19 protein-coding genes are annotated in these 19409 nt (G+C 68.3%); 7 read left to right on the top strand and 12 right to left on the bottom strand.

The window, feature by feature from the left end; translation table 11 throughout:
* The 4 genes from ACFYRU_RS27710 to ACFYRU_RS27695 are packed head-to-tail and all read right to left on the bottom strand — an operon-like array spanning window position 1 to window position 4628.
* Complete coding sequence (locus ACFYRU_RS27710) at window positions 1-960, bottom strand: ABC transporter ATP-binding protein (protein WP_387663642.1); 960 nt, start codon at window positions 958-960, stop codon at window positions 1-3.
* Window positions 960-1811 (bottom strand): ABC transporter permease, encoded by an 852-nt coding sequence (locus tag ACFYRU_RS27705; RefSeq protein WP_387663641.1) that lies wholly within the window; start codon window positions 1809-1811, stop codon window positions 960-962. The genes ACFYRU_RS27710 and ACFYRU_RS27705 overlap by 1 nt, the downstream gene beginning before the upstream one ends.
* Window positions 1808-2830, bottom strand: a complete 1023-nt coding sequence (locus tag ACFYRU_RS27700) for an ABC transporter permease (RefSeq protein WP_387663639.1) — start codon at window positions 2828-2830, stop codon at window positions 1808-1810. The genes ACFYRU_RS27705 and ACFYRU_RS27700 overlap by 4 nt, the downstream gene beginning before the upstream one ends.
* A gap of 7 nt (window positions 2831-2837) precedes the next feature.
* Complete coding sequence (locus ACFYRU_RS27695) at window positions 2838-4628, bottom strand: ABC transporter substrate-binding protein (protein WP_387663637.1); 1791 nt, start codon at window positions 4626-4628, stop codon at window positions 2838-2840.
* 822 nt (window positions 4629-5450) lie between these two features.
* On the opposite strand from ACFYRU_RS27695, the gene ACFYRU_RS27690 reads away from it, so the two are divergent.
* The 5 genes from ACFYRU_RS27690 (at window position 5451) to ACFYRU_RS27670 (ending at window position 9721) form a co-directional block, all read left to right on the top strand.
* Complete coding sequence (locus ACFYRU_RS27690) at window positions 5451-5741, top strand: hypothetical protein (RefSeq protein ID WP_387663635.1); 291 nt, start codon at window positions 5451-5453, stop codon at window positions 5739-5741.
* Window positions 5738-6109, top strand: a complete 372-nt coding sequence (locus ACFYRU_RS27685) for a type II toxin-antitoxin system death-on-curing family toxin (protein WP_387663633.1) — start codon at window positions 5738-5740, stop codon at window positions 6107-6109. The genes ACFYRU_RS27690 and ACFYRU_RS27685 overlap by 4 nt, the downstream gene beginning before the upstream one ends.
* 518 nt (window positions 6110-6627) lie before the next feature.
* Window positions 6628-7230 (top strand): TetR/AcrR family transcriptional regulator, encoded by a 603-nt coding sequence (locus tag ACFYRU_RS27680; protein ID WP_387663632.1) that lies wholly within the window; start codon window positions 6628-6630, stop codon window positions 7228-7230.
* Window positions 7231-7232: 2 nt separating this feature from the next.
* Window positions 7233-8129, top strand: a complete 897-nt coding sequence (locus ACFYRU_RS27675) for an ATP-binding cassette domain-containing protein (protein WP_387663630.1) — start codon at window positions 7233-7235, stop codon at window positions 8127-8129.
* Window positions 8126-9721: an ABC transporter permease gene (locus tag ACFYRU_RS27670; protein WP_387663628.1), complete on the top strand. Its 1596-nt coding sequence runs from the start codon at window positions 8126-8128 to the stop codon at window positions 9719-9721. The genes ACFYRU_RS27675 and ACFYRU_RS27670 overlap by 4 nt, the downstream gene beginning before the upstream one ends.
* 2 nt (window positions 9722-9723) lie before the next feature.
* Here ACFYRU_RS27670 and ACFYRU_RS27665 read toward each other — a convergent pair whose 3' ends face one another.
* Together ACFYRU_RS27665 and ACFYRU_RS27660 are read right to left on the bottom strand one after the other, a co-directional pair.
* On the bottom strand, window positions 9724-10491 hold the full coding sequence (locus ACFYRU_RS27665) for a DUF1206 domain-containing protein (RefSeq protein WP_387663626.1): 768 nt from the start codon (window positions 10489-10491) through the stop codon (window positions 9724-9726).
* Between the two features lie 30 nt (window positions 10492-10521).
* Window positions 10522-11511 carry a stage II sporulation protein M gene (locus ACFYRU_RS27660; protein ID WP_387663624.1) on the bottom strand — a complete coding sequence of 330 codons (990 nt, stop codon included), beginning with the start codon at window positions 11509-11511 and terminating at the stop codon, window positions 10522-10524.
* Window positions 11512-11602: 91 nt separating this feature from the next.
* Between ACFYRU_RS27660 and ACFYRU_RS27655 the strand changes: the two genes are divergently transcribed.
* On the top strand, window positions 11603-12562 hold the full coding sequence (locus ACFYRU_RS27655) for an RDD family protein (RefSeq protein WP_387663622.1): 960 nt from the start codon (window positions 11603-11605) through the stop codon (window positions 12560-12562).
* 50 nt (window positions 12563-12612) lie between these two features.
* On the opposite strand, the gene ahcY is transcribed toward ACFYRU_RS27655, so the two are convergent.
* Window positions 12613-14046, bottom strand: a complete 1434-nt coding sequence (gene ahcY / locus ACFYRU_RS27650; RefSeq protein ID WP_387663620.1) for an adenosylhomocysteinase — start codon at window positions 14044-14046, stop codon at window positions 12613-12615.
* Between the two features lie 113 nt (window positions 14047-14159).
* Here ahcY and ACFYRU_RS27645 point away from each other — a divergent pair, with 113 nt between their 5' ends.
* Complete coding sequence (locus ACFYRU_RS27645; protein WP_387663618.1) at window positions 14160-14519, top strand: MerR family transcriptional regulator; 360 nt, start codon at window positions 14160-14162, stop codon at window positions 14517-14519.
* Here the strand turns inward: ACFYRU_RS27645 and ACFYRU_RS27640 are convergent.
* The 5 genes from ACFYRU_RS27640 to ACFYRU_RS27620 all read right to left on the bottom strand — a co-directional run bounded on the left by ACFYRU_RS27640 (window position 14516) and on the right by ACFYRU_RS27620 (window position 19383).
* Entirely contained in the window at window positions 14516-15475 is a 960-nt protein-coding gene (locus tag ACFYRU_RS27640) for a cation diffusion facilitator family transporter (RefSeq protein WP_387663616.1), read from the bottom strand. The two genes, ACFYRU_RS27645 and ACFYRU_RS27640, sit on opposite strands and share 4 nt — an antisense overlap.
* Window positions 15476-15495: 20 nt before the next feature.
* Window positions 15496-16647 carry a mannose-6-phosphate isomerase, class I gene (manA, locus tag ACFYRU_RS27635; protein WP_387663614.1) on the bottom strand — a complete coding sequence of 384 codons (1152 nt, stop codon included), beginning with the start codon at window positions 16645-16647 and terminating at the stop codon, window positions 15496-15498.
* Window positions 16641-17717 (bottom strand): SIS domain-containing protein, encoded by a 1077-nt coding sequence (locus ACFYRU_RS27630; RefSeq protein WP_387663612.1) that lies wholly within the window; start codon window positions 17715-17717, stop codon window positions 16641-16643. The genes manA and ACFYRU_RS27630 overlap by 7 nt, the downstream gene beginning before the upstream one ends.
* Window positions 17718-17793: 76 nt before the next feature.
* Entirely contained in the window at window positions 17794-18003 is a 210-nt protein-coding gene (locus ACFYRU_RS27625) for a Trm112 family protein (RefSeq protein WP_387663610.1), read from the bottom strand.
* Complete coding sequence (locus tag ACFYRU_RS27620; protein ID WP_387663608.1) at window positions 18004-19383, bottom strand: phosphomannomutase/phosphoglucomutase; 1380 nt, start codon at window positions 19381-19383, stop codon at window positions 18004-18006.
* Between the last annotated feature and the right edge of the window lie 26 nt (window positions 19384-19409).

The following is a 19409-nucleotide window of genomic DNA, read 5'->3' as shown; positions in this document are numbered from 1 at the left end:
TCACTCCCCCACCAGGACACAGGCAGCGGCCCGGTCACCCGACACCAGCAGTTGTACGTCGGTACTCGCACAGGTCTCGAGCGCGACCGGGCAGCGCGGATGGAACGTACATCCGCCCGGCAACTGCTGCGGATCCGGCGGATCGCCGGCCAGCCCGCGCGGCGCGAGTCGGGACACCGGATCGCCGACGGTCGGGAACGCCGCCGCCAGCGCCTGGCTGTACGGGTGCTTGAACTCCCCGTCCGCCGGTCCCACCTCCACCAGCCGGCCGGCGTACATCACCGCGAGCCGGTCACAGACGTCGGCAAGTACGGACAGGTCGTGCGAGATCATCAGCAGCGAGATCCCGTGGTCCGCGATCAACTGCCGGATCAACGTCAGCACCTGCGCCTGCACCATCAGGTCGAGCGCGGTCGTCGGCTCGTCCGCGATGATCAGCTGCGGCGCACACGCGAGCGCCATCGCGATCATGACTCGTTGCCGTTGGCCACCACTCAGCTCGTGCGGGTAGCTGCGCGCTCGCCAGGCGGGCAGACCGACCTGTTCCAGCAGTTCCTTGACGCGGGCCTCGGCGGCCGGGCCGGAGGCCAGCTTGTGTACGACGAGAGGTTCCGCGATCTGGTCGCCGATTCGCCGTACCGGGTTGAGGCCGTGCTGTGCGCCCTGGAAGACGATGGACGCCGACGACCAGCGGACGGCGCGGAGGCGGCCCCACTTCATCGTCAGTACGTCCTCGCCGTCGAGCAGGACTCTGCCGCCGACCACGGCTGATCGCGGGAGGAGGCGGAGGAGGGCGAGCGCTATCGAGGACTTTCCGGAGCCGGACTCGCCTGCCAGCCCCAGTGCTTCCCCGGCTGCCAGTTCCAGCGAAACTCCACGCACCGCTGGAACCTCGGCGAATGAGCCGGCGCGTCCCGAGCTGATCCGGTAGGTGACCGAGAGGTCTTCGAGTTCGAGCATCAGATCTCCCGAGCGCGCAGGCGTGGGTTGAGTACGGTCTCCAGAGCCCTTCCGCACAAGGTGAAAGCCATCACGACCGTGACGATGCACAGGCCCGGTACGAGGATGTACCACCAGGCGCCGGCGGTTGCCGCACCCCAGTCGTACGAGCCGCGGAGCATCGTGCCCCACGACGTCTTGTTCGCGCTGACGCCGAGGAACGCCAGCGTCGACTCGGTGACGATCGCGCTCGCGACCTCCAGCGTCGTACTTGCCAACAGCAACGGAGCGACGTTCGGCAGCACGTGCCGGGTGGCGATGTGCCAGTGCCCGCCGCCGAGCGCGAGCGATCGTTCGATGTACGGCCGCGCCTCGACGGCCAGCGTCTGCGCCCGGATCAGCCGGGCCGTCGACGGCCAGGACGTGACGCCGATCGCCACGATGATCGTCGCGGTCGAGCCGCCCAGGATCGCCGCCAGTACGAGCGCCGTAACCAGCGACGGGAGCACCAGGAACCAGTCGGTGACGCGCAGGATGATCGCACCGATCCAGCCGCGGAAATGCCCGGCCGCGATCCCCAGTACGGTCCCGATCACCATGCTCAGCAGGGCCGCGAGGAATCCGATCAGCAGCGACGTCCGCGAACCCCACCAGATCATCAGCAACACCGACCGCCCCGACTCGTCGGTGCCGAGCGGGTGGTCGAGGCTCGGCGGTGCCAGCTTGGCGCCGGTCCCGCTGACCACGTTCGTCACGCCGGCGTCGATGAAGAGCGGCGCAACCAGCGCCAGGACGACGGCGACCGCGAGGATCACCAGTCCAGCAACGCCGCCGCGGTGTTTGCGGAAATCGTTCCAGAACGTACTGCTCATGCCGACCTCACCCGGGGATCGAGGACGTGGTAGACCACGTCGGCAAGCGTGTTCATCACGATGACGGACACCGTGATCAGCAGGAAGGTCCCCTGCATCAAGGTGAAGTCCGGCACCCGGATCGCCTGGTAGAACAGCTGCCCGAGCCCTGGCCAGCTGAAGATCGCCTCGACCGTCACCGCACCCCCCACGACGAACCCGATCCGCATGAACACCAGCGTCACGGTCGGCAGCAGTGCATTCGGTACGGCGTGCCGGCGGCGGATCTCGTCGTCGCGCAAACCCTTCGCCCGCGCGGTCGTGATGTAGTCCTGGCCGACCTCTTCGATCACCGAGGACCGCATCACCAGCAAGTACTGCGCATAGACGACCGCGACCAGCGTGAGGCACGGCAGCACCATGTGCTGGCCGACGTCGAGCACACCCGCGAACCCGTCCGGCTTGTCGACGCTCGAACTGCCGCGGGTCGGGAAGATGCCCGGGATCGGGCCGATCCCGGCCGCGAACACCATCAGCAGCAACAGCCCGAGCCAGAACGTCGGCACCGACCACAACACCAGGGAGATCGCTGTCGAGATCTTGTCGAAACGGCTTCCCGGTTTCCAGCCGGCCCGGGCGCCCTGCCAGAGACCGAGGCCGACCGCCATCACCAGCGCCGTACCCGTCAGCAGCAGCGTCGACCCGATCCGCTCACCGATCAGGTCCAGGACCGGGCGCTTGTACTCGTACGAAACGCCGAGGTCCAGTCGCAGCGTCTGCGAGACGAAGTGCAGGAACTGTTCCGGAATCGGCTTGTCCAGGCCGAGCCGCGCGCGTTCCAGGTCCAGCTGCTCGGGTGTCATGTTCCTGCCCTGCGCGAGCGCGCGGACCGGATCACCCGGCAGCAGCCGGAACAGGAAGAACGTCGCGACGATCACCATCACGATGCTGAGCAGCGCCCCGCCGGCCTTGGTCGCCGCGTACCGCAGCAGACCATGCCGGACCGGGGACTGCTCCAGCTCCTCTACGACGCTCGTCATTCAGCCGTCATTCGCGCTCGTCGGCCGCGCCGCGACGGCGCCGCGCGAGGAACAACCCGCCGATCGCCAGCACGACGACGCCGGCCGCGACCCCCGCGATCAGCCCGCCGTTCGATCCACCGTCGGCCTTGGCGTCCGTCGACACCGCCTCGAGCGTGTAGAACGGCCAGTACCCCGAACCGCCGTACAGCAGCCCCTTGTCCTCCGGGATCGGCGTGATGTTGGCGATCCGGTCCTTGCGGTACCCCTCGAGGTCGTTCGGGTAGTACAGCGCGATCACCGGCGCGTCGACGTACAGGCGTTCCTCCATCTTCTTGATGATGTCGGCGCGTTTCGTGCGGTCGAGTTCCTTCTGCTGCTGCAGGTACAGGCTCTCGTACGTCGGGTCGCAGTAGAACGACTCCGTACCGCCGCCCTGCCCGGTCGCGGTCGGACGCCGGCTGCACAGGTGCGTACCGAGCACCTCCTCCGGGTCCGGGTTCACCGACCACCCGCTGATCGCGATGTCGAAGAGCGCCGTCGTACCGGTCTCCTCGGTGAACTTGCTGGAGTCCAGGCGCTTCGTGGTCAGCGTGATGCCGATCTGCTTGAACCAGCCGGTCAGGTACTCGGCGAGCTTGTCCTCGATCGGCGTGTCGGTATGGATGCTGAACCGGAACTGCAGTTTCCGCGACCCGTCGGGCATCGTGCGTACGCCGTCCGGACCCTTCTTGTAGCCGGCGTCGTCGAGGATCTTGTTGGCCTTCGCGAGGTCGAACGTGACCTTCTCGGCGCCGCTCGCCTGCCAGAAGAAGCCCTTGTACAGCGGCGGAATGATCGACCCGTCAGCCGGTTTCGCCAGCCCGCCCTGCACCTCGTCGACCAGCTTCTGCTTGTCGATCGCGTAGTGCAGCGCGGTCCGTACCCGCGGGTCCTTCAGCGCCGGATGCCCGTCGCCGATCGGCTTGTTGTCGCTGGTGGTCGCGCCGTGGTTGATCTGCAGGTACGTGGCCCGCCGGCCCTGGGTGTTCCACTGGACGATGTTGTCGTCGCCCTTCAGCGACTCGAAGTCCGGCGGGTTCAGGCGGCCGATCAGGTCGATGTCGCCCTTCTTCAGACCGACGATCGAGGCCGCGGGGTTGTCGTAGAAGATGATCTGCAGTTCGTCGATCTTCGGCCGGCCGCGCCAGTAGTCCGGGTTCGCCTCCAGCCGGACGAACTGGTCCTTCTTGTGCTCGACCGCGACGTACGGCCCGCTGCCGACGGTCGGGTACGTCTCGCCGTCGTACTTCGAGATGTCCTTGATCTTCTCCCACACGTGCTTCGGCATGATCGGCACCGGGTTGTCGAGCATCGACGCCTGCGGGGTCTTGAGCTTGATCGTCAACTCCTGGCCGTTCGCGCTGACGCTCTGGAAGTTCTCCACCGCCGGCCCGTTCCCGGTCTTCGCGCCGTCGTCGGTCATCATCTTGTTGAACGTCCACGCCGCGTCGTCGGCCGTGATCGGCTGGCCGTCCGACCACTTCGCCTGCCGGATCTTGAACGTCCAGGTCAGCCCGTCCGGCGACGTCGTCCACGACTCCGCCAGATCCGGACTCGGCTGCAGCGTCTTCGAGTCCGGTACGGTCAGGAACCCGTAGATCATCCGCTGGATCGACCCGGTCACCAACCGCACCGCCAGGAACGGATTCATCGAGTCGACCGCCTGTGTCACCCCGATCTTGATGACCTTCTTCTGCCCCGGTCCGGCCGCCACCGCCGTCCCCGGTACTACCGCCAGCAGACACAACGCCGCCAGCACCGCCATCAACTTCCTCATCGGGCCGCGCCCACCTTCCCCAGCCGGTGTTGGTGTTTGGGGAAGAAACCACACCACCCACCACACCCGCGTCAACGACATACCACCACTTGTCACACGTAAGTAACCTTCTTACCGGCCCACACCACTCAATCCCCGGGAAGGGGCCGACCCGTACGGGCGGATGGGACGTACGGGTGGGTGGGGGACGTACGGGCCGGGTGCGACGTACGGGTGAGTGGGACGTACGGGCGGGCGCGACGTACGGGGCGTGGGAGGTACGGAGCTTGGGACGTACGGGGGTGGGACGTACGGGTGGGTGAGGGGTGCAGGTGGTGAGGGGTGCAGGTGGTGAGTCGACCCGCGCGTGCTGCGCAGGCGCTAGTTCGTCGCTTCGCTCCTCAGACGCACCTACTCCGCACACCCCACCCACCCCCGGGCTGCCGCCCGGACCATCCACTTCCGGCTCCCGCCGGGAGGGTCCCGGCTCCCGCCGGGGAGATTCCGGCTCCCGCCGGGAGCATGCTCGCTACCGCTGGCGAACTGCTGTCCCGGGTGCCGCGCTGCATCACGCCGGCGGAGCGACGGCGACCGCATGCGAAGCGGACCGCTCGCCAGGTGGTGTGACCCAGACCGTCACGTCAGCCGGCACCACCAACCCGGTTCTGGCGAACACGAAACCGCCGGAGACATGCGCCTGATCTGCCGAAGGTTCAACCCGGCAATAAGTGCCATCCCCCGGTCTGTCATCAAAGAGTCGGAAGCTCATCCGACCGCCGGACCACGGTTACCGTCAGAGACCGCCAAGCGAGCGGATTGCGCCACGGCGACTATCATGGACTTATGAGCAAGCTCCGGCGGAGGGCGCATTCGGCCACGCGAGTCGCTGACGAGGCGGCAGCGAAGGCCGAGAGCGGCGCGCCCAAGTCAGGCCGCCGGGTCGGCAAAGCCGGCGTTGCGGGGAAGCTTCGCAAGGGGGCAGTCCGCCGGACCAGGATCCAGCGGGCAGCCGATCAGGCGAGCGAGCCGACGAGAGTCGACGATCAGCTTCGCGCCTCGGACGATGATGTCTTACGCATAGCAGATGCGATCGCTCAGCAACGCGCCGAACTCATGGACCGCCTCGCCCAGTGAGGGAGGTCGTCTATCTCACCACCGACCAGGTGGTGCGGATCAATGCGCGGTTCGGCGGCGTCGTTCGCGAACGCGGCACTGTTGACGCCGCGACGATGCGATGTGCTCACAGCTATGGCGGGGCCGAGTTCTATTCGACTGTGTGGGAGAAGGCAGCCGCCCTGTTGTGGGCACTGGCGACGACGCAGGGATTCATCGACGGGAACAAGCGCACGGCCTGGACCGCGATGGAGACGTTTCTCGCTCTGAACGGCGAGTTCCTTCGAACGAGTGTTGTCGATGCTCATGTCTTTGTTCTGGCAATCGCAAATAGGGCGATCGAGCATGAGCAGGTAGTCGAATGGCTCATTCAGCACAGGCGGAGCTAGGCGTCTATCGCTGACGGTGAACCCGGCGCCTAGCTCAATTGCCGTCTGCACTGGCGAGAGGCGCCGGGGTTGGGGAAGTCACGGGCATACGGGCCCTGCGTTGGAGCAGTTCCCTGCGCGTCCAGTCGTCCGTCACGCCGATAAGTCCGGCGTTGAGTGAGCACCTGGCAGTCGCACGCGAGCGCCAGCGAGCAACCCGTCGGCGGCAGCCGACAACTTCCCGGCGGCAGCCGGAAGCAGCCCGGCGCTAGCCGGAAACCTCCGGCGGGAGCCGGAAGTTGATATTCCGGGCGCTAGCCCGGGGGCGGGTGGGAGCGTGCGGAGTAGGTGCGTCTGAGGAGCGGAGCGACGAACTAGCACCTGCGCAGCACGCGCGGGCCGTCCTTACTCACCACCTGACACCTACCCTCATCCCCCGCCCACTCACCATCACCTCACCCGCGCCAACTCCTACACACATCAGTACTTGACTACACGGTTGTGTAGTAGTTTGCTTTTGTGTGTAGGGAGGAAGGGTGATGGATCGGCGGGTTGGGGATTTGACGGCGCGGGCTCGGATTCGGGATGCGGCGTTGCGGTTGTTCGGGGAGCGGGGGATCGAGGGGGCCTCGATTCGGGACATTGCGGCTGAGGCGGGGGTTTCGTCGGGGTTGGTGCGGCATCACTTCGGGTCGAAGGAGTCGTTGCGGGAGGCGTGTGACGACTACGCGCGGGAGCGGATGCTCGAGGTGAGCGCGGAGCTGGCGACCAGCGCGGGGGTTGCGGCGCTGGATCCGGTGGCGTTGCATCCGCGGGTGTTTCCGCTGCAGCTGTACCTGGTCCGCTCGATGCAGGACGGTTCGGAGAAGGCGACGGCCCTGTTCCTGGAGGCGGTCAGCGCGATCGAGGACTGGTCCAAGGGGTACGGGATCGAGCCGCAGGACCGCCGGGCGTACTCGGCGGCGCTGGCGGCGATCAAGTTGAGCGTCTTCCTGTTGCGGGACCAGGTGTCGGAGGCGCTCGGGGAAGACATCACCACGCCGTCCGGGTACGCACGGATCGGCCAGGGGCTGCTGGACGTGTTCAGCATCCCGATCATCACTGCTGAACAAGTGGAAGCCATCCGGAAACAGGAGAAGTGATCATGCCGGCTGCGATCAGCACGGAAGGTCTGGTCAAGCGGTTCGGGCGCACCCACGCCCTGGACGGTCTCGATCTCGCGGTGCGAACCGGTGAGGTGCACGGGTTCCTCGGCCCGAACGGCGCGGGGAAGACGACCACCATTCGCATCCTGCTCGGAATGACCCGCGCGGACGGCGGTACGGCGACCGTCCTCGACGGCGACCCGTGGTCGGACGCGACCGCGCTGCACCGGCGGCTCGCGTACGTACCCGGTGATGTGACGCTGTGGCCGAACCTGTCCGGCGGCGAGGCGATCGACCTGCTCGGGCGGATGCGCGGCGGCGTGGACAGGAAACGCAAGGCGGAACTGCTGGAGCGGTTCGATCTCGACCCGCGGAAGAAGGCACGTGCGTACTCGAAGGGCAACCGGCAGAAGGTCGCGCTGGTCGCCGCGTTCGCGTCGGACGTCGAACTGCTGCTGCTCGACGAGCCGACGTCCGGCCTGGATCCCTTGATGGAGGAGGTGTTCCGCGAGGTCGTGCAGGAGCTCACCGACCGCGACGGGCGGACCGTGCTGCTGTCCAGCCACATCCTGTCCGAGGTCGAGGCGTTGTGCGACCGGGTCACGATCATCCGCGCGGGTCGCGCCGTCGAGACCGGCACGCTCGACGAACTGCGGCACCTCACCCGGACGTCGATCCAGGCCGAGCTGGTCGGTCCGCTGGACGGGCTCGCGCAACTGGCCGGCGTCCACGATCTGCAGGTCGGCGACGGCAGAGTCCGGTTCGACGTCGACACGGACGAGATCAACCCGGTACTACGCCGGCTCACCGAGATCGGCGTACGGAGCCTGGTCAGCCAGCCGCCGTCCCTCGAGGAACTGTTCCTGCGGCTGTACGAACCCGAGGCAGCGCGATGAGGGAAATGAAGACCCTCGCCGGTACGGGCGGCCTGATCCGGCTGATCCTGCGCCGCGATCGCGTCGTACTGCCGCTGTGGATCGTACTGCTGACGGCGATCTCGGTCAGCTACGTCAAGGAGTACGGCGATCTGTTCCCGACGCCGGACTCCCGGATCAGGTACGCGAGCAACGCGGGCTTCATCACCTTGTACGGCGAGCTGTCCGGGCCGAGCCTCGGCGAGTTCGTGACCTGGCGGCTCGGGTTCGTACCGGTGATGGTCGGGCTGATCAGCCTGCTCACGGTGATCCGGCACACCCGGGTCGAGGAGGAGTCCGGACGCCGGGAGTTGCTTGGGGCAACTGTTGTGGGGCGGCATGCGCAGCTCGCGGCGGCGCTCATCACCACGCTTGGCGCCAACGCACTGCTCGGCATTTTGCTTGCCCTGGGCATGCACAGCCAGAACCTGCCGCTCGACGGGTCGGTTGCCATTGGCATCGAATATGCCGGGACTGGTTGGTTGTTCGCTGGCGTTGGTGCGGTCGCGGCGCAGTTGACGGCGAGTGCGGGGACGGCTCGTGGGATTGCGATCGGGGTGCTCGGGGCGGCTTATGTATTGCGGGCGGCCGGGGATACCAGTGCGCATACCAACGGGCCGCTCGCGTGGTTGTCGTACCTTTCACCGATCGGATGGGCACAGCGGATTCATCCGTATGCCCAGAACCGTTGGTGGTTGGCGTCGGTGATCCTGGCGGTGACAGTCGTGCTCGTCGGTGCGGCGGTCGGGCTTGGGGTAAGGCGGGATGTGGGGGCGGGGTTGCTGCCGGATCGGCTCGGGCCGGCGGATGGGGCGATCGGGTCGGCGTTCGGGCTGGCGTGGCGGTTGCATCGCGGGCTACTGGTTGCGTGGACGGCCGGATTCGCCTTGCTGGGCTTGCTGTTCGGCGGTGTCGCGAAGGGCGTCGGCGACCTGATGCGCGACGACCCGACGATGCAGCAACTGTTCCAGCGGATGGGCGGCGCGGCCGGGCTGATCGACTCGTTCCTGTCCGGCGTGATGATGCTCGTCGGTCTGATCGCGTCGGCGTACGCGGTCCAGGCCACGCTCCGGATGCGGGTCGAGGAGAGCAGCGGCCGCGCCGAACCGGTGCTGGCGACCGCAACCAGCCGTTGGCAGTGGGCCGCGAGCCATCTCGTGTTCAGCCTGCTCGGCCCTGCCGTCGCACTGCTCGCGGCGGGCGTCATGCAAGGGCTGGCGTACGGCGCCGCGATCGGCGACGTCGGCGGTCAACTGCCGCGCATGGTGGCTGCCGCACTCGCGCAGTTGCCTGCGGTGTGGGTACTGGCCGCGGTGGCGATCGCCGTCTTCGGCTTCTTCCCACGCGCGTCGATGGTGTCCTGGGCCGGACCGGCGATCTGCATCGTGATCGGCCTGGTGAGTGCGGGCGTCGCGACGGCCAGCTGGATCCGCGACATCTCCCCGTTCACCCATCTCCCGTCACTGCCGGGCGGCTCCGTCGACGCCGGCTCGCTGATCACACTGCTGGCGATCGCCGCCGCCCTCAGCCTGGCCGGACTGGCAGCTCTACGCCGGAGGGACCTGCCGGCGTGACCTCAGTGGCGGGCGTTGCGGGACCAGATGAAGCAGTACAGGCCGAAGCACGCGATGCCGGCTGCTAGTACGGTCAGCAGGGCGGCGCCGAACGGCTGGTCCTTGATCGTGTGCAGCGCCGTGTCGAGACCGCCGGCTTTCTGCGGCTCGTAGCTGATCGCGGCCCAGCCGAACAGTCCGCCGACGACCAAGAACGCGAGGCCTTTTGCGGCGTAGCCGATCCGGCCGAGCAGGATCGTGACGTCCGAGACCCCGCCGGCCAGGTCGTCGGTGAACTTCTTCGTGATCGCCTTGTACAGCTGGTAGCAGGCGATCCCGATGATCACGACGCCGACTCCCACGATCAGCACCCGGCCCGCGGGATGGGCCATCAGCCGGGCGGACAGCGTACGTTGTGTGCCGGTGCTCGAGCCGCCGGCACCGACCGCGACCTTGACCGCGCTCACACCGAGCACGATGTAGACGATCCCGCGGCCGGTCGAGGACAGCCGCTTCTGCAGGCCGAGGTGGCCCCAGCCCACTTCCAGCACCCTCCACACGACCAACACGAACAGACCGGCCGCGACGATCCACAACAGCACACCGCCGAGTGGCGTCTGCGCCAACTCCTGCAGTGCACCTTGCTGGGATGCCTCCGGCGCGGGCTTGCCGAACGCGAGTTGCAGTGCGATCCACGCCACCAGCAGATACACGAGGCCGTACGCGACCAGACCGAGCGTGATCGCCATCTCGTACGCACGACTGTGCCGTACTTCCTGGGCGGTACTCATACCCGTCCCGGTGCCCAGACCTGAAACAGGTCAGGCGGAAACCGGTGCTGTCGCGTCCGCTTCGTCGATGTCGCCGTAGTCACCGTGGCGGTAGGCCCGACGACCGAGAGTCCAGACGTACGTGAAGAACGCCAGCTCGACCACGATGCCGATCGTGACGCGGACCGGCGCCGGCAGGAACGGGGTGACGAAGGCTTCGATCAGGCCGGTGACCAGGAGAACCGCGGCCAACCCGATCGCCATGCCTATGGTGGCCCGTCCGGTCTGCGCCAAGGCCTGCATGCGCGTGCGTGGTCCTGGAACGACCCAGGACCAACCGAGACGCAGTCCGGCTGCTGTGGCGATGAAGACGGCTGTGAGCTCGAGCAGACCGTGTGGGGTGATCAGGCTGAAGAACAGACCGCCCTTGTCGTTGGCGATCATCAGGCCGGCGCTCAGGCCGAGGTTCATCGCGTTGTCCCACAGTACGAAGACCGACGGGACCAGAAGGATGCCGAGCGCCAGTACGGCCGCACTGATCGTGGCGTTGTTGATCCACACCCGAAGAGCGAAATCCTGCGCCGGGTTGTCGGAGTAGTACGACTGGAAGTCGTGGTTGACCAGCTGTTTGACCTCGTCCGGCGTAGCGATCGAGCCGATCACCTCCGGATGCGCCAGCACCCGCCAGGCGGTCCAAGCGGCCACCAGGTAGAACAGCACCCCGATGGTGATCCACCAGCGCCGAGACGCGTACAGCGCCGCGGGGAAGCTGACCAGGAAGTACTTCGAGATGTCGCGCCAGACAGGCGCCTGCGCACCGGTCACGGCACCACGTGCGTCAGCGATCAGCCCGGACAGCCGGCCGATGGACACAGGGTCGGCTCCAGCTGCTCGCAACGCCGCCAGGTGCGTGCCGACGCGCTGGTACAGCACGACGAGCTCTTCGGCCTCTGCACCACTCAGCCGGCGCTGACGGCGGGTCAGGCGCGCCAGGCGGTCCCACTGCGGCTGGTGCACCGACACAAACGCTTCTACGTCCACCGCCACCTCCTCCACCCGACTGATGGCAGACTAGCCGGACTGAGTATCTACACGTATCTACGCAGTGTCTACGCAGGAGGGGGGCGACGTCGTGTCTCAGCTGGTCACCGGTGAAGCGGTCGTCCTCCAGGTGCGGATCGCCCGGATGCCGACACGGGCCCTGGCCTGCGCGATCGACATGATCCTGCAGGTCGTCGTACTGATGGTGCTGATCGGTCTGCTGACCGGTTTCCTGCTCGGGAGCCAGTCCAGCGAGGCGCTGGCGGTCGCGCTGATCTTCATCGTCGTACTGCTCGTGGCGGTCGGCTACCGGGTCGTGATGGAGACGCTGACGCGTGGCCGGACGATCGGCAAGATGGTGCTCGGGCTGAAGGTGGTCCGGGACGACGGCAGCTCGATCCGCTTCCGGCACGCGCTGGTACGGACGCTGATGTGGTTCTTCGTGGACTTCGCGCCGTGGTTCGCGGCCAGCCCCGGGATCGTCGCGAGCCTGATGAACAAGCAGGGCAAGCGGATCGGGGACATGGTCGCCGGTACGGTCGTGATCCGCGAACGGCAGCAGTCGATGGCGTCGCCGCCGCTGTTCGTACCAGGCCCGCTGGTCCAGTGGGCGCAGTCGCTGGAGCTGTCCCGGCTGTCCGACGAACTCGCCAACGCGGCCCGCGACTACCTGGCCCGCTACACCGAGCTCCTCCCCGGCCCGCAGATCGCCCTCGGCGAGGCCCTGGCCGCCCGGGTCGCCGCCGTCACCGCACCCGCACCGCCGCACCCGATCATCGCGCCCGCGTTCCTCTCGGCCGTTCTCGCCGAACGCCGCCGCCGCGAACTACACCGCCTGGCGACCCAACGCCCGGTCCCCACCGGCCCGTTCAGCCAGCCGAACCCGTACGCCGTGCCACCAGGCCCGTTCGCCCCGCCGAACCCGTACGGCGCGCCGGCACCGCTGCCCGTACCGCCCCCGTTCGTCCCACCCCCACCGCCCACCGGCCCGCGCCCCGCCACGGTGAACGCGCAGGGCTGGGCGGCCCCGGGAAGCAACGGCTGGACCTGAAACCAGAAACACCCCGCAGACGACGAGTCTGCGGGGTGTTTCCAGGAACCTCAGTAGCGGTAAGCCTCAGCCTTGTACGGGCCCTCGACCGGTACGCCGAGGTACGCGGCCTGCTCCTTGGTCAGCTCGGTGAGCTTCACGCCGAGCGCGTCGAGGTGCAGCCGGGCGACCATCTCGTCGAGGTGCTTCGGCAGCACGTACACCTCGGTCGGGTAGTCGGCGGTCTTCACGAACAGCTCGATCTGCGCCAGCACCTGGTTGGTGAACGAGTTCGACATCACGAACGACGGGTGCCCGGTCGCGTTGCCCAGGTTCAGCAGCCGCCCCTCGGACAGCACGATGATCGTGTGACCGTCCGGGAACCGGAACTCGTCGACCTGCGGCTTGATGTTGACCCGCTCGATCCCCGGCACCTTGTACAGGCCGGCCATGTCGATCTCGTTGTCGAAGTGGCCGATGTTGCCGACGATCGCCTGGTGCTTCATCGCGGCCATGTGGTCGGCGGTGATGACGTCCTTGTTGCCGGTCGTGGTGACGAAGATGTCGGCGATCCCGACCACGTCGTCGACGGTCGAGACCTGGTACCCGTCCATCGCGGCCTGCAGCGCGCAGATCGGGTCGATCTCGGTGACGATCACCCGGGCGCCCTGGCCGCGGAGCGACTCGGCACAGCCCTTGCCGACGTCGCCGTACCCGCAGACGACCGCCACCTTGCCGCCGATCAGGACGTCGGTGGCGCGGTTGATGCCGTCGATCAGCGAGTGCCGGCAGCCGTACTTGTTGTCGAACTTCGACTTGGTGACGGAGTCGTTGACGTTGATCGCCGGGAACAGCAGCGCGCCGGCCTTGTGCATCTCGTACAGCCGGTGCACGCCGGTGGTGGTCTCCTCGGTGACACCCTTGATGCCCTGGCCGATCGTGGTCCACTTCGACGGCGACTCGGCGAGCGTGCGGGTGAGCAGCTTCAGGACGACGCCGTACTCCTCGGAGTCAGCGGTCGACGGGTCCGGTACGGCGCCCGCCTTCTCGAACTCGGTGCCCTTGTGGACGAGCATCGTGGCGTCGCCGCCGTCGTCGAGGATCATGTTCGGGCCGTCACCGCCCGGCCAGGTGAGCGCCTGCTCGGTGCACCACCAGTACTCCTCCAGCGTCTCGCCCTTCCAGGCGAAGACCGGGACACCCGCGGGGGCATCGGCCGTGCCGTTGCCGACGACGATCGCGGCGGCCGCGTGGTCCTGGGTGGAGAAGATGTTGCAGGACACCCAGCGCACCTCGGCCCCGAGTGCCACCAGGGTCTCGATCAGCACCGCGGTCTGGATGGTCATGTGCAGCGAGCCCATGATCCGCGCACCGGCCAGCGGCTTGCTGTCGCCGTACTGCTTGCGCATCGCCATCAGGCCGGGCATCTCGTGCTCGGCCAGCCGGATCTCCTTGCGCCCGAACTCGGCCAGGCCGAGGTCCGCCACCTTGTAGTCGAAGGTCATGCCGCTCCCCTGCTGAAGACTGTGATCACTACCTGCCTGAGCCTAGAGGGCCGAGCGACGCGGTTTGATCGCTCCAGGCGCGAAATTGACACCGGAATGTCAGGATTGATGCTATGCGCATCACCGAGGCCGCTCGCCAACTGGGTACCACTCCGCGCATGCTGCGCTACCGGGAGGCGCTCGGGCTGCTGCCGCGCTCGCGGTCCGAGCACACCGCGCAGCGTCAGTACGACGACCGCGACCTGGCCGCCGTACAACTCGCACTGGATCTCGAACGCCGGTACGACGTGACGCCGGCGGCGCTCGCGTTCGCGCTGCGGGCGCTGGCCGAACCGTCCGTCGCCGCGGACATCCGCAACCTCGGCTACCGCACCGGCCGCCTCACCGCACCGCCCACCCAAGCCGAGATCGACCGCAACCGCGCCCTCCGCTGGCTCGGCCGCTCCGGCGTCCTCCCACCCAGACCTCGTTAGTGGGACGGGGCCTCGGGGACGGTGGGGCGGGGGTCGGTGACGTGGTTCTCGACGTAGACGTCGGGTTCGAGGTAGATGTGCACCGATATCGGCTCGGCGGCGCGGATCGCGCGTTCGGCGGCGTCGATGGTCTCCGCGACCACGGCCGCGTCGGTGGTCGGCTCGACGCCAAGCTTGGCGGCGACCAGCACCTCCTCCGGGCCGAGGTGCAGCGTCTTGATGTGGATCAGCCGCTGGACGCCCGGGGTGTTCTCGATCGCGGCGACGATCCGCGCCTGCGACTCGCGGGTCGCGGACTCGCCGAGCAGCAGCGACTTCATCTCGATCGCCAGGAAGATCGCGACACAGACCAGCAGCGCGCCGATCGCCATCGAACCCAGGCCGTCGAACACACCGTTGCCGGTGGCAAGCGTCAGGACGACGCCGAGCAGCGCCAGCACCAGGCCGGTGAGCGCCGCGAAGTCCTCGAGCAGGATCACCGGCAACTCCGGTGCACGGGCGTTCCGGACGAACCGCACCCAGGACACCGACCCGCGGATCTTGTTCGCCTCGACGATCGCGGTCCGGAACGAGAAGCTCTCCATCGTGATCGCGAGCAGCAGCACGACGACCGGGACCCACTTCCAGCTGTCGATCCCGTGCGGGTCGTGGACCTTGTGGTACCCCTCGTACAGCGCGAACAGACCGCCGACGCTGAACAGCACGATCGACACGATGAACGAGTAGACGTACCGCTCGCGGCCGAATCCGAACTGGTGCAGTTCGTCGGCCGCCCGCTTGGCCCGCTTGCTGCCGACCAGCAGCAGCACCTGGTTGCCGCAGTCGGCCGTCGAGTGGATCGCCTCGGCCAGCATCGAGGCCGACTGGGTCAGCGCCCAGGCGGCGAACTTGGTGACCGCGATCCCTGCGTTCGCCAGCAAAGCCGCGACAACGGCCTTGTTCCCGCCACCAGCCATGGTTGTTCAGATCCTCCGGATTAGCGTGCGGACACGACGAACGCCGTGCCGGAACCACGCAAGATACAGGGTCCTTCGGGTCCCGCGGCGAACGCCGACTGACCCGCGGACAACGTCACAGCAGATTCTTTGCCTGCGGCATCCACAGTTCCGTCGACGCAGCAGACGATCCGCGGGCCGACGCCGTCCACGGTCCGCTCGTCGCCGTCCAGGTCGACCCGGCGGACGGCGAAGTACTCGCACCCGGTCTCGTACACCCCGTCGGCCGTCGCGGTCAGTACCGGGTCGGCGAGCGGCTCGAAGTCCACCACCGAGACGAGTTCCGGTACGTCGATGTGCTTGGGTGTGAGGCCGCCGCGCAGCACGTTGTCCGAGTTCGCCATCACCTCGAAGCCGAGGCCGTTCAGGTACGCGTGCACGTTGCCGGCCGGCAGGTACACCGCGTCGAACCGCTGCAGGCGCACGCGATTCAGCAACAGCGCCGCGAGCACCCCGGGGTCGTCCGGGAAGTCCGCGCACAACTTGCCGAGCGTCTCGCACTCGAGCTCGAAACCCTCAGCTCCCCGAGCGACAGCCGCGCCGAGAGCAGCGACGAGTGGACGGATCGCGTCCCGGTCGCGGCTCATGAAATCGGTGAACGCCTCGCGCAGCTTGCCGTCCCGCAGCAGGTCGGCGAGTTCCTCGAAGCCAACTACCTTGAGCGCATCCAGCAATGCGACGGTCCGGTCGAGCGGCCGGAAACCGACCAGTGCGTCGAACGGTTCGAGCGCGATCAGGATCTCCGGCTTCGGCCAGGCGTCCTTGTAGTTCCGGTCCGCGGCGTCGCGCGGGATGCCCGCCGCCTCGTCCCGCTGGTACCCGTCGATCGCCTGCTCCCGCGAGGGATGTGCCTGGATCGACAGCGGCCGCGCCGCCGCGAGCAGCTTCGCCAGGAACGGGAACCGGCCGTCGAACCGCTCGGCCGTCTCCTCCCCCAGCACCGCCGCCGGGTCGAACGACACCACGTCGTACAAGGTGTCCCCGGACGGCAGCACCGACGGCGCGGACTCGTGCGCGCCCATCCACATTTCCGCCTGTGGCTTGCCGGTCGGCTCGACGCCGAGCAGCTTCGGCAGCGCGGTCGGCGAACCCCACGCGTAGTCGCGGATCGTGTTCTGCAGCGGGACTACCACGCCGGGTCCTCCGACGGGATGCCCGGCTCCGAGGGGTCGTCCGCCGCCGCCGTACCGTACCGGCCGAGACCGAGGCCGAGGTACGCCGCGGCGTACCGGCCGTGCTGGGTCAGGGCGGCGTACCGGGCGATGTCCGTACCGTTCGCCTGGGTCACCGTGTACACCCGGACGTCGTGCGCCTGCGCCTTCTGCTCCAGCTTGCGCCGGTGTTCCGCGACGCCGCCGTCCTCCGTGCCGTCGTCCAGTACGACCAGCGCGGGCCGCAGCTCCTCCGGCTTGTCGAACGGGTCCGCGAACAGGTCCCGCGGCGGCTGGTTGAGTACCGGCAGCAGGTGTCCCGCGTCGGCGGCGAGCGCCGGCCGGCCACTCGCCAGCCGGAGCGCCTCGACCACCCGTCGCGCGGCCCGAGCCGCGAGCACCGAACCGCCCCAGACCAGCGGCAACGCGTCGGCGAGCACCAGCGCGAGATCCTTGGCCGGGTTGGACGAGACGTCCTGGTTGGGCGAACACTCGATCGCCACGTCGTCCAGCATCGACGCGACGGCCTTGTGGTCGACCTCCGGTCCGAGATCCATCTGGTGCAGCGCCTGCAGGACGGCAACCGCGGACGCGAGCTGGTCGTCGGACTGCGACGGCAGCCGGATCGCGTGCCGCAGTCCCGCGGACGCGATCGCCACCGGCGAGTCCTCCGGAGCCGCGACCATCAGCCCGCAACCCCGGCGTACGGCTTCACCGGCCGCCGAGACCGCGTCCGGGTCCTCGGTGGCACCGCCCAGTACGACGACCAGGTCGAGCGGACCGGCCCAACCGGGCAGGCCGGGACCGGGCCAAGCGAGGAACGGGACCGGGCAGACCGGTTCGAGTACGGCGCGCACCAGGCGGGCGTCCCGGCCGGCGGCGACCACGGCCCGCGGCCGGAACCCGTCCGAGGTCAGGCCGGACAGCACGTCCTCGGACGCTTCCAGCTCGGCACGGACCCGGGCACCGGCCATCGCCAGCCGCCGCAGCAAGTGGTCCGCCGCCTGCAGAGCGGCCGGATCATCCAGCCGCGTGTCATCAAAGAAGCTCATCCACGTCCTCGCTTCGCTCCGGGCGCGGATGAGGCACGAGGCACGCTGTGCTTGATGGTGAACTCGCTTCGCTCGTTCACGAGCTACTCGCGGGCTCGGTCTCCGCGCGGGTGTCCCGCGCCTCGTCGATCAGCAGGACCGGGATGTCGTCACGGACCGGGTAGGCCAGCGCGCAGCCCGCGTTGGTGCAGATCAGCTCGTTCGCCTCGTCGTCCACCCGGAACTCCGAGCGGCACTTCGGGCAGACCAGGATGCTCAGCAGGTCCGGGTCCAGATTGACTGCCATTCAGTTCTCCCTCGAACCGGTGATCAGGGCCAGTACTTCGTCGCGGACGCGTTCCATGCCGGCGGTGTCCGCGGCCTCGACGTTCAGCCGCAGCAACGGCTCCGTGTTCGACGCACGGACGTTGAACCACCACTGTCCCGCCGACACCGTCAACCCGTCCAGCCGGTCGACGGTCACGCCCTCGACGCCAGAATAGGTGTCCTCGATCGCCGCGACGGTCGCCGCCGCGTCCGCGACCGTGTTGTTGATCTCGCCGGAGGCGACGTACCGCTCGTACTCCGCGAACAGCTCGCTGGCCGGCCCGTCCTGCTCGCCGAGCGCCGCCAGCACGTACAGCGCGGCCAGCATGCCGGTGTCGGCACGCCAGAAGTCGCGGAAGTAGTAGTGCGCGGAGTGCTCGCCACCGAACACCGCGTCGGTCTCGGCCATCTTCTGCTTGATGTTCGAGTGCCCGACCCGGGTCCGGACCGGGACGCCGCCGTGCTCGGCGATCAGCTCCGGGACCGCCCTGGACGTGATCAGGTTGTGCAGGATCGTCGCGCCCGGGTGCTTGGCCAGCTCGCGGACGGCCACCGCGGCGGTGATCGCGCTCGGCGAGATCGGGTCGCCCTTCTCGTCCACCACGAAGCAGCGGTCGGCGTCGCCGTCGAACGCGAGGCCGAGGTCGGCACCCACCTCGCGGACCTTGGCCTGCAGGTCGACCAGGTTCTTCGGGTCCAGTGGGTTCGCCTCGTGGTTCGGGAAGTTGCCGTCCAGCTCGAAGTACATCGGCACGATCGTCACCGGCCCGTCCGCGAACACGGCCGGTACGGTGTGGCCACCCATGCCGTTGCCGGCGTCGACGACCACGGTCAGTGGGCGGATGCCGCTCAGGTCGACCAGGTCGTGCAGGTGGTCGGCGTACGCGGTGAGCAGGTCCTTGTGGGTGACGTGACCGCGGGTCGAGCCGGTCGCCGACGGCTCGGTCAGGGCCTTCGCGACCAGGTCCGCGATGTCGCGCAGGCCCGAGTCGTTACCGACCGGGGCGGCGCCGGCGCGGCACAGCTTGATGCCGTTGTACCGCGCCGGGTTGTGGCTCGCGGTGAACATCGCGCCGGGCAGGTCGAGCCGCCCGGACGCGAAGTACAGCTGGTCGGTGGACGCCAGGCCGATGTCGATCACGTCCGCGCCGGTGGAGGCGACCCCTTCGGCGAACGCGGCCGCCAGCGCCGGGCTGGACGGGCGCATGTCGTACCCGATCACCACGGCGCCGGGACCCGCGAGCACGTCCAGCACCTCGACGAACGCGGCACCGGTGGCCCGGGCGACCGACTCGTCCAGCTGCTCGGGCACGACCCCGCGCACGTCGTAAGCCTTGAAGATCCCCGCAACATCAACCATGCACGGACCCTATCCGGCCCACCGAC

Origin of the sequence: Kribbella sp. NPDC004536 (genome assembly GCF_042873835.1) — a bacterium.
Classification (GTDB): Bacteria; Actinomycetota; Actinomycetes; order Propionibacteriales; family Kribbellaceae; genus Kribbella.
This window is presented reverse-complemented; position numbering and strand designations above follow the sequence as displayed.